Source organism: Solwaraspora sp. WMMA2080 (assembly GCF_027497395.1).
Taxonomy (GTDB): domain Bacteria; phylum Actinomycetota; class Actinomycetes; order Mycobacteriales; family Micromonosporaceae; genus Micromonospora_E.
On the sequence record NZ_CP114910.1, the window covers coordinates 6,381,432 to 6,403,241 of the forward strand.

At 71.7% G+C, this 21,810-nt stretch carries 19 protein-coding genes and 1 riboswitch; of the genes, 7 read left to right on the plus strand and 12 right to left on the minus strand.

Going from position 1 to position 21,810, the window contains the following annotated elements:
- Window positions 1–225: 225 nt before the first annotated feature.
- The 3 genes from O7543_RS29285 to O7543_RS29295 all read right to left on the minus strand — a co-directional run bounded on the left by O7543_RS29285 (window position 226) and on the right by O7543_RS29295 (window position 4,806).
- Entirely contained in the window at window positions 226–1,341 is a 1,116-nt protein-coding gene (locus tag O7543_RS29285) for a hypothetical protein (protein ID WP_281555655.1), read from the minus strand.
- 67 nt (window positions 1,342–1,408) lie between these two features.
- A riboswitch (cyclic di-AMP (ydaO/yuaA leader) is annotated at window positions 1,409–1,539 on the minus strand.
- Between the two features lie 168 nt (window positions 1,540–1,707).
- Window positions 1,708–2,616, minus strand: a complete 909-nt coding sequence (locus O7543_RS29290) for a cation diffusion facilitator family transporter (RefSeq protein WP_281550904.1) — start codon at window positions 2,614–2,616, stop codon at window positions 1,708–1,710.
- Window positions 2,617–2,661: 45 nt separating this feature from the next.
- A complete protein-coding gene (locus O7543_RS29295) occupies window positions 2,662–4,806 on the minus strand; it encodes an AAA family ATPase (protein WP_281550903.1) in 2,145 nt (714 codons plus the stop codon).
- Between the two features lie 486 nt (window positions 4,807–5,292).
- On the opposite strand from O7543_RS29295, the gene O7543_RS29300 reads away from it, so the two are divergent.
- Complete coding sequence (locus O7543_RS29300) at window positions 5,293–5,952, plus strand: carbonic anhydrase (RefSeq protein ID WP_281550902.1); 660 nt, start codon at window positions 5,293–5,295, stop codon at window positions 5,950–5,952.
- A gap of 102 nt (window positions 5,953–6,054) precedes the next feature.
- Here the strand turns inward: O7543_RS29300 and O7543_RS29305 are convergent, their stop codons facing one another.
- Window positions 6,055–6,384: a hypothetical protein gene (locus tag O7543_RS29305; RefSeq protein ID WP_278170518.1), complete on the minus strand. Its 330-nt coding sequence runs from the start codon at window positions 6,382–6,384 to the stop codon at window positions 6,055–6,057.
- Window positions 6,385–6,793: 409 nt separating this feature from the next.
- Here O7543_RS29305 and O7543_RS29310 point away from each other — a divergent pair, with 409 nt between their 5' ends.
- Window positions 6,794–7,285 carry a DUF3145 domain-containing protein gene (locus tag O7543_RS29310; RefSeq protein ID WP_123602869.1) on the plus strand — a complete coding sequence of 164 codons (492 nt, stop codon included), beginning with the start codon at window positions 6,794–6,796 and terminating at the stop codon, window positions 7,283–7,285.
- A gap of 97 nt (window positions 7,286–7,382) precedes the next feature.
- On the plus strand, window positions 7,383–9,122 hold the full coding sequence (locus tag O7543_RS29315) for a glycoside hydrolase family 3 protein (RefSeq protein ID WP_281550901.1): 1,740 nt from the start codon (window positions 7,383–7,385) through the stop codon (window positions 9,120–9,122).
- Window positions 9,123–9,226: 104 nt separating this feature from the next.
- On the opposite strand, the gene fabF is transcribed toward O7543_RS29315, so the two are convergent.
- The 5 genes from fabF to O7543_RS29340 form a co-directional block, all read right to left on the minus strand.
- Complete coding sequence (fabF, locus tag O7543_RS29320; RefSeq protein ID WP_281550900.1) at window positions 9,227–10,453, minus strand: beta-ketoacyl-ACP synthase II; 1,227 nt, start codon at window positions 10,451–10,453, stop codon at window positions 9,227–9,229.
- The gene (locus O7543_RS29325; RefSeq protein ID WP_123602866.1) at window positions 10,450–10,689 is read right to left on the minus strand and encodes an acyl carrier protein; all 240 of its coding nucleotides are present in this window, start codon (window positions 10,687–10,689) and stop codon (window positions 10,450–10,452) included. The genes fabF and O7543_RS29325 overlap by 4 nt, the downstream gene beginning before the upstream one ends.
- An 87-nt stretch (window positions 10,690–10,776) precedes the next feature.
- Window positions 10,777–11,721 (minus strand): beta-ketoacyl-ACP synthase III, encoded by a 945-nt coding sequence (locus O7543_RS29330; RefSeq protein ID WP_281550899.1) that lies wholly within the window; start codon window positions 11,719–11,721, stop codon window positions 10,777–10,779.
- A 38-nt stretch (window positions 11,722–11,759) separates the two neighbouring features.
- Entirely contained in the window at window positions 11,760–12,965 is a 1,206-nt protein-coding gene (locus O7543_RS29335; RefSeq protein ID WP_281550898.1) for an acyltransferase domain-containing protein, read from the minus strand.
- A 138-nt stretch (window positions 12,966–13,103) separates the two neighbouring features.
- Window positions 13,104–14,306, minus strand: a complete 1,203-nt coding sequence (locus O7543_RS29340; RefSeq protein WP_281550897.1) for a helix-turn-helix domain-containing protein — start codon at window positions 14,304–14,306, stop codon at window positions 13,104–13,106.
- Window positions 14,307–14,364: 58 nt separating this feature from the next.
- Here O7543_RS29340 and O7543_RS29345 point away from each other — a divergent pair, with 58 nt between their 5' ends.
- Both O7543_RS29345 and O7543_RS29350 read left to right on the plus strand, forming a co-directional pair.
- Window positions 14,365–15,057, plus strand: coding sequence for a phosphatase PAP2 family protein (locus O7543_RS29345; RefSeq protein WP_281550896.1), 693 nt, complete (start codon window positions 14,365–14,367; stop codon window positions 15,055–15,057).
- Window positions 15,057–15,320, plus strand: a complete 264-nt coding sequence (locus O7543_RS29350) for a hypothetical protein (RefSeq protein WP_281550895.1) — start codon at window positions 15,057–15,059, stop codon at window positions 15,318–15,320. Before O7543_RS29345 ends, O7543_RS29350 begins: the two co-directional genes overlap by 1 nt.
- 40 nt (window positions 15,321–15,360) lie before the next feature.
- On the opposite strand, the gene O7543_RS29355 is transcribed toward O7543_RS29350, so the two are convergent.
- Window positions 15,361–16,008, minus strand: a complete 648-nt coding sequence (locus O7543_RS29355; RefSeq protein ID WP_281550894.1) for a hypothetical protein — start codon at window positions 16,006–16,008, stop codon at window positions 15,361–15,363.
- 266 nt (window positions 16,009–16,274) lie between these two features.
- Here O7543_RS29355 and O7543_RS29360 point away from each other — a divergent pair, with 266 nt between their 5' ends.
- A complete protein-coding gene (locus O7543_RS29360) occupies window positions 16,275–16,865 on the plus strand; it encodes a copper resistance protein CopC (RefSeq protein ID WP_281550893.1) in 591 nt (196 codons plus the stop codon).
- Between the two features lie 16 nt (window positions 16,866–16,881).
- On the opposite strand, the gene gltX is transcribed toward O7543_RS29360, so the two are convergent.
- Window positions 16,882–18,315, minus strand: coding sequence for a glutamate--tRNA ligase (gene gltX / locus O7543_RS29365; RefSeq protein WP_281550892.1), 1,434 nt, complete (start codon window positions 18,313–18,315; stop codon window positions 16,882–16,884).
- Between the two features lie 142 nt (window positions 18,316–18,457).
- Here gltX and O7543_RS29370 point away from each other — a divergent pair, with 142 nt between their 5' ends.
- Window positions 18,458–18,928 (plus strand): SRPBCC domain-containing protein, encoded by a 471-nt coding sequence (locus O7543_RS29370; RefSeq protein ID WP_281550891.1) that lies wholly within the window; start codon window positions 18,458–18,460, stop codon window positions 18,926–18,928.
- 106 nt (window positions 18,929–19,034) lie between these two features.
- Here the strand turns inward: O7543_RS29370 and aceE are convergent, their stop codons facing one another.
- Window positions 19,035–21,797: a pyruvate dehydrogenase (acetyl-transferring), homodimeric type gene (gene aceE, locus O7543_RS29375; protein ID WP_348650057.1), complete on the minus strand. Its 2,763-nt coding sequence runs from the start codon at window positions 21,795–21,797 to the stop codon at window positions 19,035–19,037.
- Between the last annotated feature and the right edge of the window lie 13 nt (window positions 21,798–21,810).

Below are 21,810 nucleotides of genomic sequence, written 5' to 3' on the forward strand. Positions count from 1 at the left end.
TCTCGGTGAGAGCGCTCTCTCTCCTCATGGGCTGCATGTGCTCTGCGTGAGCCGAGTGCGACTGCATGGCGGTAGAGCGCTCTCGCGTGGTCGCCGGTGACCGTCGGCAAATATGCCGATCGGTCTGCCGCTGTTGCGCAAATGACTCCGTACGCTGATTCCGCCGCGAAAAGAAAACGGGGGCGGACGGCCACCGACGTGGCCGTCCGCCCCCGATCGCGGACGTCAGTACACCGACAGGTGTACGTGGTTGGTGTGGTCGCTGGACGGGTCGCCACCCGCACCGCTGTACGTCTTCCAGCCGCTGCTGGGCAGCCAGATCCGCTTGTACCAGATCACGTAGAGCACACCGAGCCGGTCGGCGTTGTTGATGTAGTAGTTCGCCAGGTTGTCGCCGTAGCTCTTGTCACCGCCGGTTGCCACTCCACCGAAGCCGTTGGGCTGGGCGGCGAAGTCACACGCCCGGCCCTTGGGGTGCTCGCCGGAGCTGCCGTTGCGGAAGCAGGACACGTAGCGGGTGAAGCCGGCAGCCTTCGCCTGGTTCAGGGCGTGCAGCGTACGGGGTGTGATGCAGCCGGAGGTGGTGGGGTCGTCGACGTTGCATGACTCGGCCGGCCAGGAGCCGTTCGCGTTGCGTGGTGCCGGAGTCGCCGACGCGCTGGATGACCCGGATCCCGACGACCCGGTGCCGGAGGATCCGGTGCCGGAGGATCCGGACCCCGACGACCCGGAGCCGGAGGATCCGCTGGCGGCGGCCTGCTCGGCCTCCTCCGCCGCCTGCTGCCTCGCCTGTTCCTCCGCCTGTTCCTCCGCCTGCTTCTCGGCGGCGACCGCGACGGCCAGGGCCCGCTCCGCCTGGTTCCGGCGCTGGTCCATGATGGTGACCTGCTTCTGCTGCTCCCGAATCTCATGCTCGATCGCAGCCTTGGACCTGGTTACCTGGTCACGGGTGCGGTACAGCTCGCGGAGCTGCTTCTCCTCGTTGGCGGTCACCGCGCTCAGCGCCGCCGCCCGGTCGACGAACCCTTCCGGTGAGGTGCTGTTGAGCAACGCGGAGACCGGGCCGAGCCTGCCGTTGCGGTACGCGCGGTCGACGATGTGTCCGACGTTCCTGTTCCGTTGCTCCAGCTCAGCACCGACCGTGGTGAGCTGCTCGGACAGCTTCTTCTGCCGGCCCTTCGAGTGGTTGAGCGCCGCCTTGGCGTCGATCCAGCCCTTGGAGGCCGCATCGAGCTCCTTGCGCAGGCTGTCGGTGCCTCCCTCGTTGTCGACCCGGTCGGGCCGGTTGGCGGGCAGGGCGGCTCCGGCCGGCGAGCCGATCGGGGTGCCGGTGACGGCCATCAGGGCGGCGGTCAACGCCGCCAATAACGCGAATCGGGTTTTTCTGTGGACTGTGCGCGACACTGTGCATTCCTTCCGTCAGCCGCCGACCGGGTTAGCTGACGGGTTCGGGACGGAAGATCCCTACCGCGTGACGCGGATGCACCCCAGGTACGTGGTTCCCCGGCTCGCCGTACGGCGATTAGGCGACGGCCTCCGCGGGCGCCGGAGGGGCGCCGCCCGAGCGGAGACCGGGGCCGAGACTACCGGTTCCTCGGGCTGCCGTCCCGGCATCGATAGGTCTGTTATATCCAGAAAAATCAGAAATATACGTAGATCGTAGTTGTCAACGTCGCGGTAAGGTCACGAAACTTAAGCATCTGCTAATCACCAGTCAGCCGGTCCGCAGGAGTCGGCGGGGGCCAGCGGCTCGATCTGCAGCGTCGCGTGCTCGATACCGAACTCGTCGTGCAGGGCCGCCCGGGCGTCCCGCAGTACCGTGCCGATCTCGGCTGACGGGGTCACGGCCAGGTGTGCCGAGGCCACCTCCATGCCCGGGGTGAGCGTCCAGACATGCAGGTCGTGCACGTCGCAGACGCCCGGCACAGCGGCCAGCCGGCTGCGAACCCGGTCGACCTCGACATGCTCCGGCGCCGCCTGCACCAGGATGCGCAGCGCGGCCCGCGCCAACCGCCAGGTACGCGGCAGGATGAACGCCCCGACACCGACGGCGACCAGCGGGTCCGCGTACCACCAGCCGGTGGTGGCGATCACCGTGGCGGCCACCAGCACCCCCACCGAGCCGAGCAGGTCACCGAGCACCTCCAGGTAGGCGCCCCGTACGTTGAGGCTCTCCCTGGCCCCCTGGCGCAGCAGGGCGAAGGCGACGATGTTGGCGAGCAGTCCGGCGATCGCCACCACCAGCATCGGGCCGACCGTCACCGGCTCCGGATCGGCGAACCGGCGAGCCGCCTCCACCAGAACGTAGAGTGCGACCCCGGCGAGCAGTACGGCGTTCGCCAGCGCGGCGAGCACCTCGAGGCGGTAGAGGCCGAAGGTGCGCTGCGGCTCCCCGGTCGGTCGTCGGGTCGCGGCGATCGCCGCGAGCGCCATACCGATGCCGAGTACGTCGGTGAACATGTGCCCGGCGTCGGACAGCAGTGCCAGGGAGCCGGTCGCCAGCGCGGTGACGGCCTCGACGACCATGAAGACCGCCAGCAGGGCGAAGGCGGCCCAGAGGCACCCGTAGTGTCGCTGGCCGGTGCTCCCGGCACAGTGATCGTGTCCGACTCCCACGCCTGCCACCCTCCGTTGCCCGGCGTCTCGTCGGCAGACTAATGCTCACATGGCAATATGTGCAATCGACTCCTGGTCGAGGTCGATGGTGACCAGCCGCTGGGTCGCCCGGGAGAGCGCGACGTAGAGCGTGCGCACCCCGGCCGCGGACTCGGCGCGGATCTCCTCGCCGGCCACCAGCACCACCGCGTCGTACTCCATGCCCTTCGCCTGCAGGCTCGACACCACCTGCAGCCGCGAGGTCGCCAACCCGCCGAGCCAGCCGGCGACCTCGTCGCGCCGGGTCACCGGGGCGATGACGCCGACCGTCCCCTCCACCGCCGCCAGCATCTCGGCGGTCGCGGCGCGGACGGCGGCCGGCAGCGCCGCCGCGGAGACCCGGTCCCGGCGCGGTGCCACCCCGGTCGCCCGGACCGCCGTCGGCAACGGGGCGTCCGGGGCGACCTCGCGGATCACCCCGGCGGCCAGTTCGAAGATCTCCGCTGGGTTGCGGTAGTTCGTGGTCAGCTGGAACTCCCGCTGCGGTCGCCGCCCCAACGCGCGGTCCCGGGCCTGGGCGAGCTCGGCCGGATCCCCGGTCCACGCGGTCTGTGCCGGATCCCCGACCACCGTCCAGGAGGCCAGCCGGCCCCGGCGCCCGACCATCCGCCACTGCATCGGCGACACGTCCTGCGCCTCGTCGACCACCACGTGGGCGTACTCCCGGTAGTCGGCCGGCCGCTCCCGGGCGGTGACGCGGGCTGCCCGCTCCCGGTCGGCGAAGGTCGTCACCTCACGTACCCCGCCGGCCACCCGGAACGGATCCCGGTGCTTGCGGCGGGGCTGCGGCGGCCGGCCGAGCAGTTCGTCCAACTCGTCCAGCAGCGCCACGTCCGCGATCGTCGGTCCGTGGTCCACCAGGTCACCGAAGGCGTCGGACAGCACCGTGATCTCGGCCGGGTCGAGCACGCCTCGCGCGTACCGATGCAGCCGGCCCGGCCGGGCCAGCCAGCCCAGCACATGTCGCGGCAGCAGCCGGGGCCACCAGGCCCGCAGGAAGTCCCGGAAATCGTCCCGGTCCGACAACTCGTCCTCGAACTCGGCCTGGCCGGGCAGCCGGGCCGGGGCCACCAACTGCCGGGCCTGCGCCCACAGCGCCTCGAACAACCCGTCGATACCGGCCCGCCGGACCTCGTTGCGCCGGGCACCCCGGGGCAGCGCCCGGGCCCGGATGCCGTCCAGCTCCGGGCCGCGTAGCCGCAGCAACTGCCCCCGGTAGAGCAGACGTAGCTCGGTCGGCCCGTCCGGTACCGCGTCACGTACCGCCCGTTCCAGCACCCGCCGCATCCGTAGCGACCCCTTCAGCACGGCGACCGCCGCCGGATCCGTCCGGGTCGCCGACACCCCCGGCAGCAGCGACCCCAGCGACCTCAGGGTGGCGCTGTCCTCACCCAGGGCCGGCAGCACCGCGGCGATGTACTCGACGAAGACCCCGGTCGGGCCGACGACCAGGATGCCGCCGCCGGCGAACCGGCTCCGGTCCGAATAGAGCAGGTACGCCGCCCGGTGCAGCGCGACCGCGGTCTTGCCGGTGCCGGGGCCGCCCGAGACGATCGTCACCCCGGTGGCGGGCGACCGGATCGCCTGGTCCTGCTCCTGCTGGATGGTGGCCACGATGTCGCGCATCCCACGTCCCTTGGCCCGGGCCAGGGTGGCCAGCAGCGCACCGTCGCCGACCACCCGCATCCCGGCCGGCGCGGCCGCCGGATCCAGCAGGTCGTCGGAGACGCCGGTGACCCGCTCGCCCCGGGACTGGATGGTGCGCCGCCGCACCACGCCCTGCGGTCGGGCCGGCGTCGCCTGGTAGAACGCGGCGGCGGCCGGGGCACGCCAGTCGACCAGCAGCGGCTCGGCCCGCTCGCCGCGCACCCCGAGCCGACCCACGTACAGCACCGCGCCGTCGCGTAGATCGAGCCGGCCGAACACCAGCCCTTCGTGCTCGGCGTCGAGCAGATGCCGCCGCCGGGCCGCGTGGAAGACCATCGCGTCGCGCTCCACCAGGGCGCCGACGTTGCCCACCCGGGCAAGGCGGTAGCCGTCCCGCTCGGCGCGTACCGCGTCCTGGCGTAGCTGCGCCAACCGGGCGTACACCCGGTCGACGTGCCGCTGCTCGGCGGCGATCTCCTGGTCCAGCGTGGTGGCGTCGGTCAACGCTGCGGCTCCTGGGCGAGGGCGGGCCAGCCGGGGCAGGGCGGCCGGTCCGCCGGCGGACGGTCACGGCGCCGGGCGGCGACGACGGAGCGTGGTGCCCCCGTCAGATGGTCCGACCCGGCAGCCTTACGACGTTACCGTCCGCGCGCCAACCCGGCGCCGGCTCCCAGGGCGCCGGCGAACCTCGATCCGCCTCAGCAGGGGGCCGCCCGGCGAAGGTGGTCACCAGGTACGGCCGCCCTGCCGAGCACCTCGACGAGGGCGGCCGGCACCCGGTCCGGTCGTTGCCGCTCGACCGCCCGCGCAGCACCGCTCCGTCCGGCAGCCGGACGCTGAACTCCTGAGGCCTGCCCACCGAGTCACCTCCGCCCGTGTCGCTGGCGGTCCCGACTGGGACGTACCCCGGTAGGTCGGATCTGGAACCAGCACGGTGAGAAGACTCGCAACTGCCTTCCCGACCGGCCAGTAGCACGCCACGCTGCAACCATGTCGTCACCGTCGTTCCCGATGCCGGATTCCCGGGCACCGCGTCCGTCCGGCCCGCCACCACCCGATCACCCCGGCCCGGCCGAGGCGCTGGCCGAGCTGCTGGCCGGCAACCAGCGCTTCGTCACCGGACGACCACGGCACGGTCACGACGTGTCGGCAGCTGCCGCCAGCGCGGCGCTCGGCGAGCAGTATCCGATCGCGTTCGTGCTCGGTTGCATCGACTCGCGGGTGCCACTGGAAGCAATCTTCGACCAGAACTTCGGCTCGATCTGCGTCGGGCGGTCCGGCGCCCAGGTGCTGGACCAGGCGATCATCGGGTCGATCGAGTTCGCCGTCGGCGCGTTGGGTGTGCCGTTGGTCATCGTGCTCGGACACGAGCGGTGCGGGGCGGTGGCATCGACCATCAGCGCGCAACGCACGGGTAGCCGCCCGACCGGCAGCATCGGGTACCTGGTCGAGCAGATCGCTCCGGCGGTGACCGAGGTCGGTGTCGGGCACCCGGACGTGCAGCCCCTCGCGGTACGGGCCCACGTGCGGCGGACCGTGCAGCGGCTCCGGCAGGTGGAGTTGCTCGCCGCGGCGCTCGCGGACGGGCGGATCGACGTCACCGGCGGGGTCTACGACCTCGGAAACGGCCAGGTGGAACTGCTCAACTGAGCAGCGCGGCCGCCAACACCAGCGACGGAAACGGCCCCGTCGGGCGTGCCGCCCGGCGGGGCCGGTCCAGGTCCGGGTCGTCGTCGATCCGTCAGATCATGCTCAGGCCTCGAAGACCCCGGCCTCGACGAGCCGCTTCTCGGTCAGCTCCCAGCCGTGACCCGGGTGGGCGGCCGCCAGCGCGTTGATCTCCAACCGGATCTTCGCGGCGTGGCCGGCACCGGCCAGCGACCGGATCTCCTCCACGAACGCGTCCGAGTCGGTCCGCAGGTGAGCGGTCTTCCCGTTGGTGAGGTTGCGGACATAGGCGTGCTTGCCGCCGTTGAGCGGGATCAGGTACTTGAACTCGCCGAGGACGCTCAGGGCACCACCCTGACCGGCCTGGCCGGCGCGGACTGACGCGCGCGCGGTCTTGGAGGTGTTGCTCGCCACGGGGGGACTCCCTTGCAGGACTGACGGTACGGACAGGACTGGCGGTACTGGCAAAGCTGGTGGTACTGGCAACACTGGTGATACGGACGGAACTGGCGGTACGACGGATCACACGAACGGGTTCGCCGGGTGTCGGGCATACGCCGCCCTCATCTTACCGGACGGCCGGCCGCAGACCGGCTGGCCACCTCGATCTCGGCCCTGGCTTCCGGCCGACCAGCAGGGACAACGACGCACCCGTGGCTGTCATTCCCAGCGGCGGAGCGGACCCGGGAGCCGGGCGGCGACAATTTTTCGACCAGTTTGCCGATTCACTGGCGCACCACCCGTCACAACAGTCATCATTGGTCACACCGCCCGGTGGTCGAGGTCGTAGGGGAAGACGCACCTCGCTCTCCGGGAGGTCACCGTGCCAACGCGTGGCGTCGTATACGTCCACTCGACCCCGCTCGCCGTGTGCCCTCACGTCGAATGGGCGATATCGCGCGTCCTCGTCGCGCCGGTCAACCTGCACTGGACCGCTCAGCCGCTCGATCCGAACGGCCGGCGTGCCGAGTGCAGCTGGACCGGTCGGGCGGGGACCGGGGCTGAGCTGGCCGCTGCCCTACGGCAGTGGCCGATGACCCGTTTCGAAGTCACCGAGGAACCCAGCCCGGGCGCCGACGGCGAGCGGTTCATGCACGTACCCGGTCGCGGCCTGTTCCGGGCCACTATCGGGGCAGCCGGTGACATCCAGCTCGGTGAGGACCGGATCCGGGCGATCATTGCGGCGTCGCCGGCTCCCGAAGCGATTGCGCACGCCCTCGACAAGGCGATGGGCACCGCCTGGGACACCGAACTCGAGCCGTACCGGCACGCCGGTGAAGGAGCGCCGGTGACCCTGCTCACCCGGGTGGGCTGATCCGGGTCACCCGGGTGGGCTGATCCGGCCGGGTGAGCCGGGCGCGGAAGCTGCGCCAGCCGGGCACGGGTTGCCGCCGCGACCGTAGCCTGATGGGATGGCCGGTGTGCTCCCCTCACCCCGCGTAACAATCGCCTCCGTTCTGCTGGCCGTCCTCGGCGTCACGAGCGGCTGCGCCGGACCCGGCGACCGTCCTGAAGCCAGCACTCCCAGCAGCCCGGAAGGCCCTTCCAGCGAGCCGAAAGCCAGCCCTGCCGCATCGCCGGCCGCCCGGTTGGTCGCGACTCTCAGTGACGAGGACCTGGTCGGTCAGGTGCTGATGCCGTACGCGTACGGAGCGTCCGCGACCGAGGTCTCACCGGCGTCGGCGGCCGGTAACCAGCAGCTCGCCGGAGTCGACACGCCGGCCGAGATGATCGACCGTTACCGGGTCGGCGGCCTGATCCTGGTCGGCTTCTCGGCCGACGACCCGACCGGCAGCAACCAACCCACCACCAACGTCGACAGCACCACCCAGGTGCGGGAGCTGACCACCGGGCTGCAGGACGCCGCCGGGCGGTTGCCCGCCGCCGCGCTGCCCGACGGCGTCGGCGAGCTGCCACTGCTGATCGGCACCGACCAGGAGTTCGGCATCGTCACCCGGATCAACCAGGGGGTGACGTTGCTGCCCAGCGCGATGGCGGCCGGTGCGGCCGGGCAGCCGGAGCTGACCGAGGCGGCCTGGCGGGCGGCCGGTACCGAACTCGCGGCGCTCGGCGTCAACGTCGACTTCGCACCGGTCGCCGACGTCCTCGGGGTGAACAGCACGGTGATCGGCTCCCGGTCGTACGGCGCCGACCCGGACGCGGCGGCCGGACAGGTCGCCGCCGCCGTCCGTGGCCTGCAGACGGCCGGCGTCGCGGCCACCCTCAAGCACTTTCCGGGGCATGGCCACACCGCTGTCGACTCCCACGGCGACCTGCCCGTGCTCGACCAGGACCGGAACGCTCTCGCCGCCGCCGACCTGCCGCCGTTCGTGGCCGGCATCGACGCCGGCGCCGGCCTGGTGATGTCCGGACACCTGGACGTCGCCGCGGTCGACCCAGGGGTGGCGGCGACGTTCTCCCGCAAGGTCCTCACCGACCTGCTCCGCGGCGAACTCGGCTTCGACGGGGTGGTGGTCACCGACGGGATGAACATGGCTCCGGCCCGCGCGTTGTCGCCCGGCGACGCGGCCGTCGCGGCGATCAACGCCGGTAACGACCTGATCCTCATGCCGCCGGACGTGACGGCCGCGTACGAGGGTCTGCTCGCCGCGCTGCTCGACGGGTCACTGCCCCGGGCGCGACTCGTGCAGGCGGTCACCCGGGTGCTGACCCTCAAACAGCGGCTCGCCGAGGAGACCACCCCGCCGATGACGGTGCTCGGCGCCGAAGACCACTACGCCGCCGCGCGGCGGTTGGCCGCTGCCGCCGTCACCCAGGTGCGTGGGGACTGCGCCGGGGTCGACGGGCCGGTGACCGTCACCGCCTCGGGTGGCCGGGAGCGTACCCGGGCGCTGTTGATCGAGGAGCTGCGCGCCGCCGGGGCCGAGGTGGTCGGCCAGGGCGGTACGGTCGTGCACCTGGTCGGCTACGGCGACGGCCCGTCCGACCTGAACGTCAACGCAGCGGTGACCGTTGCCATGGACACCCCGTACCTGCTCGCCGAGGCCCGGTCCGCGACGCTGCTGGCCACCTACTCGTCGAGCCCGGCGGCGATGTCCGCGCTGGCCGACGTGCTGCGGGGTGCCGTACCGGCACCCGGCCGGTTGCCGGTGCCGGTGTCCGGCCTGCCTGCCACCAGTTGCACCGGGTGACCACGCGCGTCGACCAGACGCCGACGGCGCTCCGGCCCGGTCGGGCCGGAGCGCCGTCGGCAGGGCCGGAGCCCTGTCTGTTGTCGTCGTGACCCGGTCGGCTCTCAGACCCGGGTGAAGACGAGCGCGACGTTGTGTCCGCCGAAGCCGAACGAGTTGTTCAACGCGGCGGGTACGTCCATCGGTCGGGCCTTCTGCGCTGCCACGTCGAGGTCGAGCTGGTCGTCCGGGTCGTCCAGGTTGATCGTCGGCGGGACGACGCTGTCGCGGATCGCCAGGATGGTGGCGATCGACTCCAGCGCGCCGGCCGCGCCCAGCAGATGGCCGGACATCGACTTGGTCGCGGTCAGCACCGGGTGGTCGCCGATCGCCTCGCGCAGCGCCACCAGCTCGGCGAGGTCGCCGGCCGGGGTCGAGGTGGCGTGCGCGTTGACGTGCACGATGTCGCCGCCGGACACCCCGGAGTCGGCGAGGGCCAGCCGGATCGCCCGGGCCGCGCCGAGCCCTTCGGGATGCGGCTGCACCATGTCGTAGCCGTCGGAGGTGAGCCCGGCGCCGGCGAGCCGGGCGTACACCCGGGCGCCGCGGGCCGCCGCGTGCTCAGCCCGTTCCAGCACCACGACGCCGGCACCCTCACCGAGGACGAACCCGTCGCGGCCCTTGTCCCACGGTCGCGACGCCCGTTCCGGGTCGTCGTTGCGGGTGGACATGGCCCGCATCGCGGCGAAACCGGCGATCGGCAGGCCGTGTACCACGGCCTCGGTGCCACCGGCCATCACCACGTCGGCCCGGCCGGCCCGGATCATGTCCAGGCCGAGCGCGATCGCCTCCGCGCCGGTCGCGCAGGCGCTGGCGACCGAGTGGACGCCGGCCTGCGCGCCGAACTCCAACCCGACCCAGGCGGCCGGGCCGTTGGGCATCAGCATCGGTACGGTGTGCGGCGACACCCGGCGCGGCCCGGAGGCTTCCAGGATGTCGTCCTGGGCGAGCAGGGTGAGTGCGCCGCCGATGCCGGAACCGATGCTGACGCCGAGCCGTTCCCGGTCGACGCCGGCGTCGCCCAGCCCAGCGTCCGTCCACGCCTCACCTGCGGCGATCAGCGCGATCGCCTCGGATCGGTCCAGCCGGCGCAGCTTGACCCGGTCCAACCGTTCGGCGGGTTCGGACGCCAACTCGGCGGCGATCCGGACCGGCAGCTGCGCGGCCCAGTCGTGGGTGAGCTTGTCGACTCCGGACTTGCCGTTGAGCATGGCATCCCAGGTCGCCGCGACGTCCCCGCCGAGCGGGGTCGTCGCGCCGAGCCCGGTGACGACGACGTCGACCATCGTCACGCCTGCGTCTCGATGTAGGCGACCGCGTCGCCGACGGTCTTGAGGTTCTGCACCTCGTTGTCCGGGATCTTCACGCCGAACTTCTCCTCGGCGGCCACCACGACCTCGACCATGGAGAGCGAGTCGACGTCCAGGTCATCGGTGAACGACTTGTCGCCGGCCACGTCGTCCGGGTTGACCCCGGCGACCTCTTCGAGGATCTCGGCGAGGCCAGCGGTGATCTCGTCACGGGTCATGGGTTTCTACTTTCCTCTCGGTTGAACCAATGATGCCTGCCGGGTCGGCGGGCGGCCCCGCTCCACCTCGGAGCGGGCGGTAGGAGCTTACGGGCAGCGGACGACCTGCCCGGCGTAGGTGAGTCCACCGCCGAAGCCGAACAGCAGCACCGGGGCGCCGGACGGGATCTCCCGCCGCTCGACCAGCTTCGACAGCGCCAACGGCACGCTGGCCGCCGAGGTGTTGCCGGACTCGACGATGTCCTTTGCGACGATCGCGTCGGGCATCCCGAGCCGCTTGGCGATGCCGTCGATGATCCGGGCGTTCGCCTGGTGGGGAACGAAGGCGGCGATCTCCGTCGGGTCGACCCCGGCGCGCTCGCAGGCCTGCAGGGCCAACGGGGCAAGCGCGGTGGTCGCCCACCGGAACACCGACTGACCCTCCTGCTCGATGTACGGCCGCCAGCCCTCGATGCGTACCGCGTCGCTCTTGTCCGGGACCGAGCCCCAGACCACCGGTCCGATCCCGGCCGGCTCGTTGCCGCCGGTGGCGGTGACCACCGCGGCGCCGGCGCCGTCACCGAAGATGATGCAGGTGGAGCGGTCGGTCCAGTTGGTGAAGTCGGAGAGCTTCTCCGCGCCGATGACCAGGGCGTTGCGTGCGGCACCGGCCCGTACGGCGTGGTCGACGGTGCCGAGCGCGTAGCTGAAGCCCGAACAGGCGGTGTTGATGTCGTACGCACCCGGGGCGGCGATGCCGAGCCGGGCCGCGACCCGGCAGGCGACGTTCGGGCTGCGGTCGATGGCGGTGCAGGTCGCCACCACCACCAGGTCGATGTCGGCCGCGGTCAGGCCGGCGTTGGCCAGCGCCTTCTCGGCCGCCGCCGAGGCCATGTCGGCGACGGTCTCCGAGTCGGCGATTCGGCGGGTGACGACACCGACACGGTCCCGGATCCAGGCGTCGTTGGTATTCACCAGTTGGGCGAGTTCGTCGTTGGTGACCACCCGGGAGGGCTGGTAGTGCCCGAGTGCCACGATCTGTGATCCGGTCATGTTGCTGCCTTTCCCGGCGCGCTGTCGGGGGTGCGCGCTCACAGTGCGGAACCGCTGATCCGGGCCAGCGGCTGGCCCGGTGCGACCGGGTCGTCGTGGTGGGCGAGCCATTCGGTGAGCACGCCGGCGTCGTGCGCGGCGACCTCGACCGGACCCTGCCGGGTGGTGACGTGTCCGATGATCTGACCGCCGGTGAGCGGATCGCCCTCGGCGAGTCCGGCAGCCGGTTCGAAGGTGCCGGCGCTGGCCGACACGACGACCCGGAACTGCCTGGTGGGCTCGGAACTGGGGGCCATCCCGTGTCGGGCGATCAACGCCCGCGCCGCAGGCAGGTCGTCCGGGGTCTTCACGGTGACGATCTCCGGCACGCCACGGTCCTTGAACTCCCGCTTGACCAGACCGGCGAGGGTGCCGGCCGGTGGCAGCTCCAGTACTCCGGTGACACCGAGATTCGCCAGGGTGTGCATGCACAGGTCCCAGCGCACCGGTGCGGTCACCTGCCGGACGAGGCGTTGCAGCAGCTCCCGGCCGTGGTTGACGGCATCGCCATCCAGGTTGGACAGCAGGATCCGGTTGGGGTCGGCCGGGATGATCCCGGCGGCGACGCTCGCGAGCGCCTGCTCGGCCGGGGCCATGTACGGGGTGTGGAACGCCCCGGCTACCTGCAGCGTCGCCACCCGGGCCCGGGCCGGCGGCTCGGCGACGAACTTCTCCAGCTGGCCGGTGGCTCCGGCCACCACGATCTGACCGGCTCCGTTGTGGTTCGCCGGGTGTAGTCCGTGGCGGTCGATCGCGGCCAGCACCTCGTCCCGGTCGCCGCCGAGTACGGCGGCCATCCCGGAGGGTTCCAGCGCGCACGCGGCGGCCATTTCCCGGCCCCGGACCGCGGCCAGCGTGATGGCCGACTCGGCGGGCAGCACCCCGGCCAGCGATGCAGCGGCGAGTTCGCCGACGCTGTGACCGGCGACGACGGCGACGTCGTAGAGCCCGCCCCGGCGGTGCCCGGCCGGTGATCCGCCAGGCAGGTGCTCGGCGGCGAGCAGGGCCGCGGCGACCAGCAGCGGCTGGGTGCGAGCGGTGTCCTTGATCTCGTCGGCGTCGGCGGTGGTGCCGAGGTGCACCAGGTCGACCCCGGCGAGCGCGGACCACCACCGCAGACGGGCCTCGGCGCCGGGCAGGTCGAGCCACGGGGTGAGGAAGCCGGGCTTCTGGGACCCCTGGCCGGGGGAGAGAACAGCGAGCACGGCTATGACTCTTCCTGATACCCACGGGTCACTTGGGTGCGCTGAGATACCAATCCGCACTACCGTCGTTGGAGGATTCCTACAAAGATCGTCGGATGTGCACGTCTTTTGCCCGCACATGTTGCTTTGGAAGTGCGTTCAGTCGGGCGAGGCCCGCAACAGCGGCGGGGGATCCAACCGGCCGATCGCCAGGGCCATCTGCAGCGCGTACGCGTCGCGGGCGGCGAACGGCGACAGTCCGGTCACTTCACCGATGCGCCGCAGTCGGTAACGCACCGTGTTCGGGTGGACGAACAGTGCCCGCGCGGTCGCCTCCAGCACGGCCCCGGCGGCGAAGAACGCGTCCAGGGTCTCCAGCAGCTCCCCGCCGGCACGGACCAGGGTCCCGTACACGTCGCGGCGCAGCCGACGGCGGGCCTCGGGATCACCGGCGAGGGCCCGCTCCGGCAGCAGATCGGTCGCCGCGACCGGGCGGGGCGCCGCCGGCCAGGCCGGTGCCGCCCGGTACCCGGCCAGCGCTGCCCGGGCCGACTCGGTCGCCTCGTCCAGGCTGGCCACCATCGGCCCGACCACCACCGGGCCGGCGCCGAACGCGTCCAGCAGTTTGCCGGTCGCCGCCGCCGGATCGGCCGCGCCGCCCAGTACCACCACCAGCCGGTCGTTGTGCACCCCGCCGATCGTCTCCACCCCGATCCGCCTGGCTGCCCGGTAGACGATCTGCAGGACCGCGGTGACCTCGCCGCCCGGGGACCGCCCGACCACCACCGACACCGGCGAGGCATCGGTCCAGCCCAGCGCGGCGGCCCTGCTGGCCAGCACGTCCGACGAGTCGCCGCGCAGCAGGGCGTCGACCAGCAGCGCCTGCAGCCGGGCATCCCACGCGCCGCGCGACTCCGCCGCCCGCGCGTACACCCGGGCGGCGGCGAAGGCGATCTCCCGGGAGAACCGCAGCACCGCCTCGCGTAGCAGCGACTCCTCGCCGGTCGCCGCCAGGTGCGGCACCTGCGCCTCGACCACGTCGATGGTGACCTTGATCAGGGCGACCGTGTGCTGCAGGCTGATCGACCGGGCCAGCGCCCGCGGCGCGGCGGCGAAGACCTCGTCGGAGACCTCCTGCGGGCTGCCGCTCGCGCCGCCACCGTCGCGCAGCCACTCCACCAGGGACCGTACGCCGGCCTGAGCGATCAGCATCACCCAGGAACGCTGGTCGGCGGGCAGCTCACGGAACCAGGGCAGGGTCTCGTCCATCCGGGCCACGCTCGCGGTCGCCAGCGCCCCGGCCGACCGCTCGATACGACGCAGGGTCGCGGTGAGCCCGGCGTCGTTGCGCTTGGTCGCCACCCCGTCAGGGTGTCACGGCCAGCGGGCAGGACCGCGCCGACCGTGCCAACATGTGCGGATGATCGCCCGCCCGCCGCTGGTCGTACCGCTGCTGGCCCTGCCCGCCCTCGCGGCGCTGACCATCGGTCTGGTGGTGGATCCCGCGTTGGTCGCCCGGCTGGACGCCCCGGTGACCGACGGGCTGCGGGCCTACGCCGCCGACCGGCCGACGCTGGTGGCGGTCCTGCGGATCGCCACCGACCTGGCGGCGACGATGCCGTTCCTGGCCGCCGGTGCCGCCGCGACCACCCTGTTCGCCGTGCGCCGGGACCGGCCCCGGGCCTGGTTCTGCGCGACGGTGACCGTCGCGGCCCCGGTCAGCTGGATGCTGGGACAGTGGCTGCTGCACCGACCCCGCCCGGTGGACGGCTTCGTGACCATCGCCGCCAACGGGTTCCCCAGCGGGCACACCACCAACGCCGCCGCTGCGGCGTTCGCGGTCGTCCTGCTGGTCTGGCCCGGGGTACGGCGTACCGGGCGGTTGCTGGTGGTGGTGCTCGCCGGAGCCGGCGCGCTGTTCATCGCGGCGACCCGGCTGGTGCTGCTCGCGCACTGGCCGGTCGACGTGATCGGCGGCGCCCTGGTGGCGGTGACGGTGGTGGCGCTGGCCGCCCGCCTGTGGTCACCGCGGGCGGGGGGGCCGGCGGCGGCCGGCCCGGTACCTGGCAAGGTGTCGTCTCGGGACGGCTCGTGTGAGGTGAGGAGTTCGTGATGGCGTACCTGGGGGCTGGCCACAGCGGCGGCGTCGGGCGGGACCATGGCGTCGGGCGGGACCATCCGGGGGAGCGGGACCAGCTGTCACTCGGCCGGACGTTGACCGGGCAGGGAACCGACCGGGGCGGTTCGGCCGACCCGCAGCCGGTGTCGACCTGCTGCGCGGGGCAACGGGGATGGGCTGGCGCGCATCGCCATCTCGGGGTCCGGCCGAGTTCCCGGGTGGTACGTCGGGAACGCCCGCCGCACCGCTGGTGCTGACACCGCCCGACCGCTCCGGTCACCCGTGCGGCCGGGCCGGTCACCTGGTCCGGCGGCGTACCAGCAGGGCGATCCCCGCGATCCCCAGGGTGATGCCGACCACCACGGCGGCGTTGAGCACCATGACCTGACGCAGGTCGGTGAGCATCTGGTCGATGTCCTCGCCCGGGTTGAGCGCGTCCTCCGGAATCACCCGTTCACCGCCGCCGATGCCACCGCTGATGCTGTCCGGGCGGGCCGGCAGCGGTGCGCCGGCCGCTCGCAGCGTCTCGGACATCGTCAGCCGGCCGAAGAACCAGCCGGCTGCGGTCTTGCCGTCACCAGGCTGCTCCGCCGGTCGAAACGCGCGCGGGCCTCCCTTGGCCAGCGGATACAGCTCGTAGGTGCGATGTGGCTCGTCCGCCACCATGACCACGACCAGGTACTTCGGGCCGAGGTCACCCGGCTCCGGGGAACTGGTCTGGCCCGGTCCGGTGAGCCAACTGACCTGGCTGAGCACCGCCGCGAACAACTCGGCGTCGGCGTCGGCGTGCACGGCGAGCGGCTCCGGCAGGTCGTCACCTTCGATGGTGACGGTCGTTGGTGCAGGTGGTGCCGCGTACACCCGGTTCGCCGCCAGGATGGACGTGCCGAATGCCAGGAGCAGCGCACCGGCCGCTAGGAGACGGCTGGCTGCCCGCTGTCCCATGGTCAACTCCCTCGCCCCGCGGAGGTCAGGTCCTAGTCGATGTGCGTACTACCCGATGGCGGCCCGACGTAATCAGCGGCGGGCGTGGTCGCGGACCCTCACTGTGAGAGACTCCGCACGACTCTGGACGGTTGCACCCGCTGGACGGATTTTTCGGGAACCATCGACGACCGGTGACCGACCAACCAGGGAGGTCGGCCGATGACGGCCCGGCGCGTCGTCTGGCGACCGATCGTATCCGGCGATCGCAACAGGTGGGGGACAGGGTGGTACGCGTACCAGGGGTGTTGCTCGCGGTGTTCGTCGGGCTGCTCGCGGTGCTGTTCGGGACATCGCCGGCCCAGGCGCACAACGTGCTGACCGGGAGCGATCCGGCCGACGGTGCGGAGCTCGCGCAGGCCCCCGAGACGGTCCGACTCACCTTTCTGGCCAACCTCAGCCAGGAGCAGACCGAACTGAGCGTGACCGGTCCGGATGGCGCTGCGGCGTCCACCGGGGCGCCCGTGGTGGACGGCAAGGCGGTGAGCGTGCCGTTCCGTCCCGGACCCGCCGGAGAATACACAGTGGACTACAACGTGTTGTCCGCCGACGGACACTGGGTAAAGGGTGCGTTCGCCTTCACGTTGACGGTCGGTGTCGAGCCGACCGCTGATCCGTCACCGACCGCTCAGCCGTCACCGACCGGGGCACCCAGCCCCACCGCCGCCGAACCGACACCGGAGGCGACCCCGGCACCGACGCCGCAGGCCACCAGTTCCACCGAGTCGACCCCATGGTGGCCGTGGCTGGTCGGTGCCGTCGTCCTGCTGGTCGCGGTGGCGGCCGGAGCGTTCTTCGTCCGCCGCCGTACCACCTGACCGGACCGTCGCGACGTCAGCCGAGCCGGGCGCGGGCGTTGCGCAGCCGACGCAACGTGCGCTCCGACCCGAGGACCTCCAACGACTCGAACAGCGGCAGCCCGACGGACCGGCCGGTCACCGCGACCCGTACCGGTGCCTGGGCCTTGCCGAGCTTGAGGCCACGCTCGGCGCCGACCTGCTCCAGCGCTGCTTTCAGTGGCTCGGCGGACCAGTCCGGCAGCGCCGCGAACGCGGCGATCGTCGCGTCCAGCAAGTCGGCTGCGCCAGCCTTCATCGCCTTCGCCCACGCGGCGTCGTCGATTACCGGGACGTCGAGGAAGAGGAAATCGACGTTGGCGACGATTTCGCTGAGTACCGCGATCCTGGTCTGGGCGAGCGGGGCGACCGCCGCGAACGTCGTCGGGTCGTAGTCGGCCGCCCGCCACGGCGGCGGCGCGATACCACTGCCGGTCGGCGTCGGCGTCGACGGCGTCCCGGTCAGCCAGGGCTGACAGGCGGCGATGAAGTCCTCGACCGGTAGCGCCCGGATGTACTCACCGTTGAAGGCGCGTAGTTTGCGCTCGTCGAAGAAGGCCGGGGACGGGTTCACCGCCTCCAGTCGGAACTCCTCCTCGATCACCGACCAGGGCACGATCTCCCGGTCGTTACTCGGCGCCCAGCCGAGCAGCATCAGATAGTTGCGCATCGCGTCGGCGAGGTACCCCTCGTCGCGGTACGCCTCCAGCGCCACCTTGTCACGGCGCTTGGACAGTTTCTGACGTTTCTCGTTGACGACCACCGGTACGTGTGCCCAGACCGGTGGCTTGACCCCGAGCGCTGCCCAGAGCAGCTGCTGTTTCGGGGTGTTCGGCAGGTGCTCCTCGGCGCGGATCACGTGGGTGATCCCCTGGGAGATGTCGTCGACCACGTTGGCCAGCAGGAAAACCGGCGAGCCGTCGCCCCGGGCGATGACGAAGTCCTCGATCAACTGGTTCTCGAACGTCGGCTCGCCGCGGATCAGGTCGGCGACCGTGGTGCTGCCGGTGTCCGGAGTGCGGAAGCGCAGGGCCCGTCCGGCGCCGGCGTCGAGACCCCGGTCGCGGCAGAACCCGTCGTACCCGCGGTACTCGCTGCCGGTGCGGGCCTGCACATCGGCGCGGGCGCAGTCGCAGTAGTAGGCATGCCCGGACTGGTGGAGCCGGTCGGCCGCCGCGCGGTGCTCGCCGGCGTTGGCCGACTGGAAGTACGGCCCCTCGTACGAACCACGACGGATGCCGATCCAGTCCAGCGCGCTGAGGATCCCCTCGATCCACTCGGGGCGGTTGCGGGCCGCGTCGGTGTCCTCCACCCGTAGTACGAACACGCCCCCGTGCTGCTTGGCGTAGATCCAGTTCTGCAGTGCTGAACGGGCACCGCCGACGTGGAACATGCCGGTGGGGGATGGGGCGAAGCGTACGCGTACCGTCACGGCCCCAGCCTACGGGCGGCCGATCCCCGCCCGACGGTCAGGTCCGGTGGCGCCCGGGGTGAACAGCGAAGTCTGCACCTTTTGCCGAGAATGTGCTTTAGGCTGCGCCTGTCAGGACGAGCAGGCAGAGACAGGCAGGCAGATGATCCTCATCGAACGCAGCGGGCGGGCGGAGGCCCCGATCGACACCGTCTGGGAGGTGGTCGGGCAGGCCGCGTTGCTGCCCGACTGGCTCGCCGGTGTCCGCCAGGCCGAGGTGATCGGCGGCGACATCCGCCGGATGCGGGTGCACACGGCGGACGGCGCGGCCGCCGACGCCGAGGTCATCGAGCTCCAGCCGCCCAAGCTGATCGCCTGGCGGGAGCGGGCCGCCGGCCCTGGCCTGCGGGCCGAGGCCCGCACCGAGGTGCAGGTCGAACTCACCCCGGAGGGGGACGGCACCGCGGTACGGCTGACCATCGTGCGGTGGCCGGCCGGCCAGGTCAGCGCGACCCTGCTGCGACTCGGCAAGCACCGGGTCGGCGCCGACCTGGAGACCTCCCTGGGCCGCCTGTCCGACCTGGCCGCCGCCCGGCACGCCGCCAACGCCGGCAACCGGACCAACGTCTGCTGACGGCAGCCGGACCGCAGCTACGGCGAGGTCCGCGGCCGGCGTGGCCCCGGACGCGGCAGGCCCCGGCGGGTGACCGCCGGGGCCTGCCGACTGCGGCCGCTGCGGATCAGGAGTCGCCGCCGGTCTCCCCGACCGGAGCGGCGTTGACGTCGTCGATCGCGTACTTCTTGGCGGCCCCCGCCGGCACCTCGGCCGGCACCTCGCCGCGCAACGCCAACTGCCGCAGCGTCGCGACGGCCACCGACTCGGCGTCGACATGGAAGTGCCGCCGCAACGCGTGCCGGGTGTCCGACAGCCCGAACCCGTCGGTGCCCAGCGAGGTGTAGTCGCCCGGAATCCACCGGGCGATCAGGTCCGGCACCGCCCGCATCCAGTCGCTGACCGCGACCACCGACTGCGGCGCGTCGGCCAGCGCCGTTCGCACGTACGGCACCCGCGCCTCACCGCCCAGGTTGATCAGGTTGTGTTCCTCGCAGGCCACCGCGTCCCGACGCAGCTCCGTCCAGGAGGTCACCGACCACACGTCGGCGGCCACCCCCCAGTCCTCGGCGAGCAGCTGCTGCGCCTTGAGTGCCCACTGCATCCCGGTGCCGGAGGCGAGGATCGTCGCCCGCGGTGCCTCGCCGCCGTCGGCCCGACTCACCTGCGGTGCCGCCGCGTACCGGTAGAGGCCCTTGAGCAGCCCTTCGACGTCGAGCCCGTCCGGCTGCGCCGGCTGCACGATCGGCTCGTTGTACACCGTGAGGTAGTAGAAGATGTTCTCCGGTGACTCGCCGTACATCCGGTGCAGGCCGTTCTCCACGATGTGCGCGATCTCGAACGCGAACGCCGGGTCGTAGGCGACCACCGCCGGGTTGCTCGCGGCGAGCAGTTGCGAATGCCCGTCCTCGTGCTGCAGACCCTCGCCGTTGAGCGTGGTCCGCCCGGCGGTGGCCCCGAGGACGAAGCCGCGGGCCATCTGGTCGGCCGCCGCCCAGAACGCGTCGCCGGTGCGCTGGAAGCCGAACATCGAGTAGAAGATGTACAGCGGGATCATCGGCTCGTCGTGGGTGGCGTACGACGTGCCGGCGGCGGTGAACGACGCCACCGACCCGGCCTCGTTGATCCCCTCGTGCAGGATCTGCCCGGCGGTGGACTCCTTGTACGACAGGAACAGCTCCCGGTCCACCGCGGTGTACTTCTGCCCGTGCGGTGAGTAGATCTTCTGCGTCGGGAACAGTGAGTCCATGCCGAAGGTCCGCGCCTCGTCCGGGATGATCGGCACCCACCGCTTGCCGAACTCGCGGTCCTTCATGATGTCCTTGAGCAGTCGGACGAAGGCCATCGTGGTGGCGACCTTCTGCTTGCCGGAGCCGCGTTTGACATCACCGAACCGCTCACTGCCCGGCACCGCCAGCGGGCGGGCGGCGGTCCGCCGGGTCGGCACGTACCCGCCGAGGGCCTTGCGGCGCTCCTGCAGGTAGGTCATCTCCGGGGAATCGTCGGCCGGGCGCAGGTACGGCGGGAGGTAGGGGTTCGCCTCCAGTTGCTCGTCCGGCACGTCCAGGTAGAGCCGGTCCCGGAAGGTTTTCAGGTCGTCCAGGGTCAGCTTCTTCATCTGGTGGGTGGCGTTGCGGCCCTCGAAGTGCTCCCCGAGCGTCCAGCCCTTGATCGTCTTGGCCAGGATCACCGTCGGCTGGCCGGTGTGCTCGGTGGCCGCCTTGTACGCCGCGTACAGCTTCCGGTAGTCGTGCCCGCCGCGCTTGAGGTTCCAGATCTCGTCGTCGGACAGCCCTTCGACCATCTTGCGGGTACGCGGGTCGCGGCCGAAGAAGTGCTCCCGCACGTACGCGCCGGACTCGGCCTTGTAGGTCTGGTAGTCGCCGTCCGGCGTGGTGTTCATCAGGTTGACCAGCGCGCCGTCGGTGTCCGCGGCGAGCAGCGGGTCCCACTCCCGACCCCAGACGACTTTGATCACGTTCCAGCCGGCGCCCCGGAAGAACGCCTCCAGCTCCTGCATGACCTTGCCGTTGCCGCGTACCGGGCCGTCCAGCCGCTGCAGGTTGCAGTTGATGACGAAGGTGAGGTTGTCCAGCTCCTCGCGGGCGGCCACCCCGATCGCGCCGAGCGACTCCGGCTCGTCCATCTCACCGTCGCCGAGGAACGCCCACACGTGCTGATCAGAGGTGTCCTTGATGCCCCGGTGCTGCAGGTACCGGTTGAACCGCGCCTGGTAGATCGCGTTGATCGCGCCGAGGCCCATCGAGACGGTGGGAAACTCCCAGAAGTCCGGCATCAGCCGCGGGTGCGGGTACGACGGCAACCCGCCGCCGAGCCCGGCGTGCGACAGCTCCTGCCGGAAGCCGTCGAGGCGCTGCTCCGACAGCCGGCCCTCGACGAAGGCGCGGGCGTACATGCCCGGGGAGGCGTGCCCCTGGAAGAAGATGTGGTCCCCGCCGCCGGGATGCTGCTTGCCACGGAAGAAGTGGTTCATACCCACTTCGTAGAGGGACGCCGCGCTGGCGTACGTGGAGATGTGGCCGCCGACGCCGATCTCCGGCCGCTGCGCGCGGTGCACCAGCACGGCGGCGTTCCACCGGATGTACGCGCGAATCCGCCGCTCGATCATCTCGTCGCCGGGGAACCAGGGTTCGCGTTCCGGCGGAATCGTGTTGATGTAGTCGGTGGTGGTCAGTGGCGGCACCCCGACCTGACGCTCCCGAGCCCGTTCGAGCAGGCGCAGCATGACGTAGCGGGCGCGTTTGGCGCCGCGTTCGTCGATCACTCCGTCGAGTGACTCGACCCATTCGCTGGTTTCTTCAGGGTCGATGTCCGGAAGCTGGCTCGGCAGGCCGTCGCTGATCACCGGGCGCTTGCGTTCCGTGGCCACAGGCGTTCCCTCA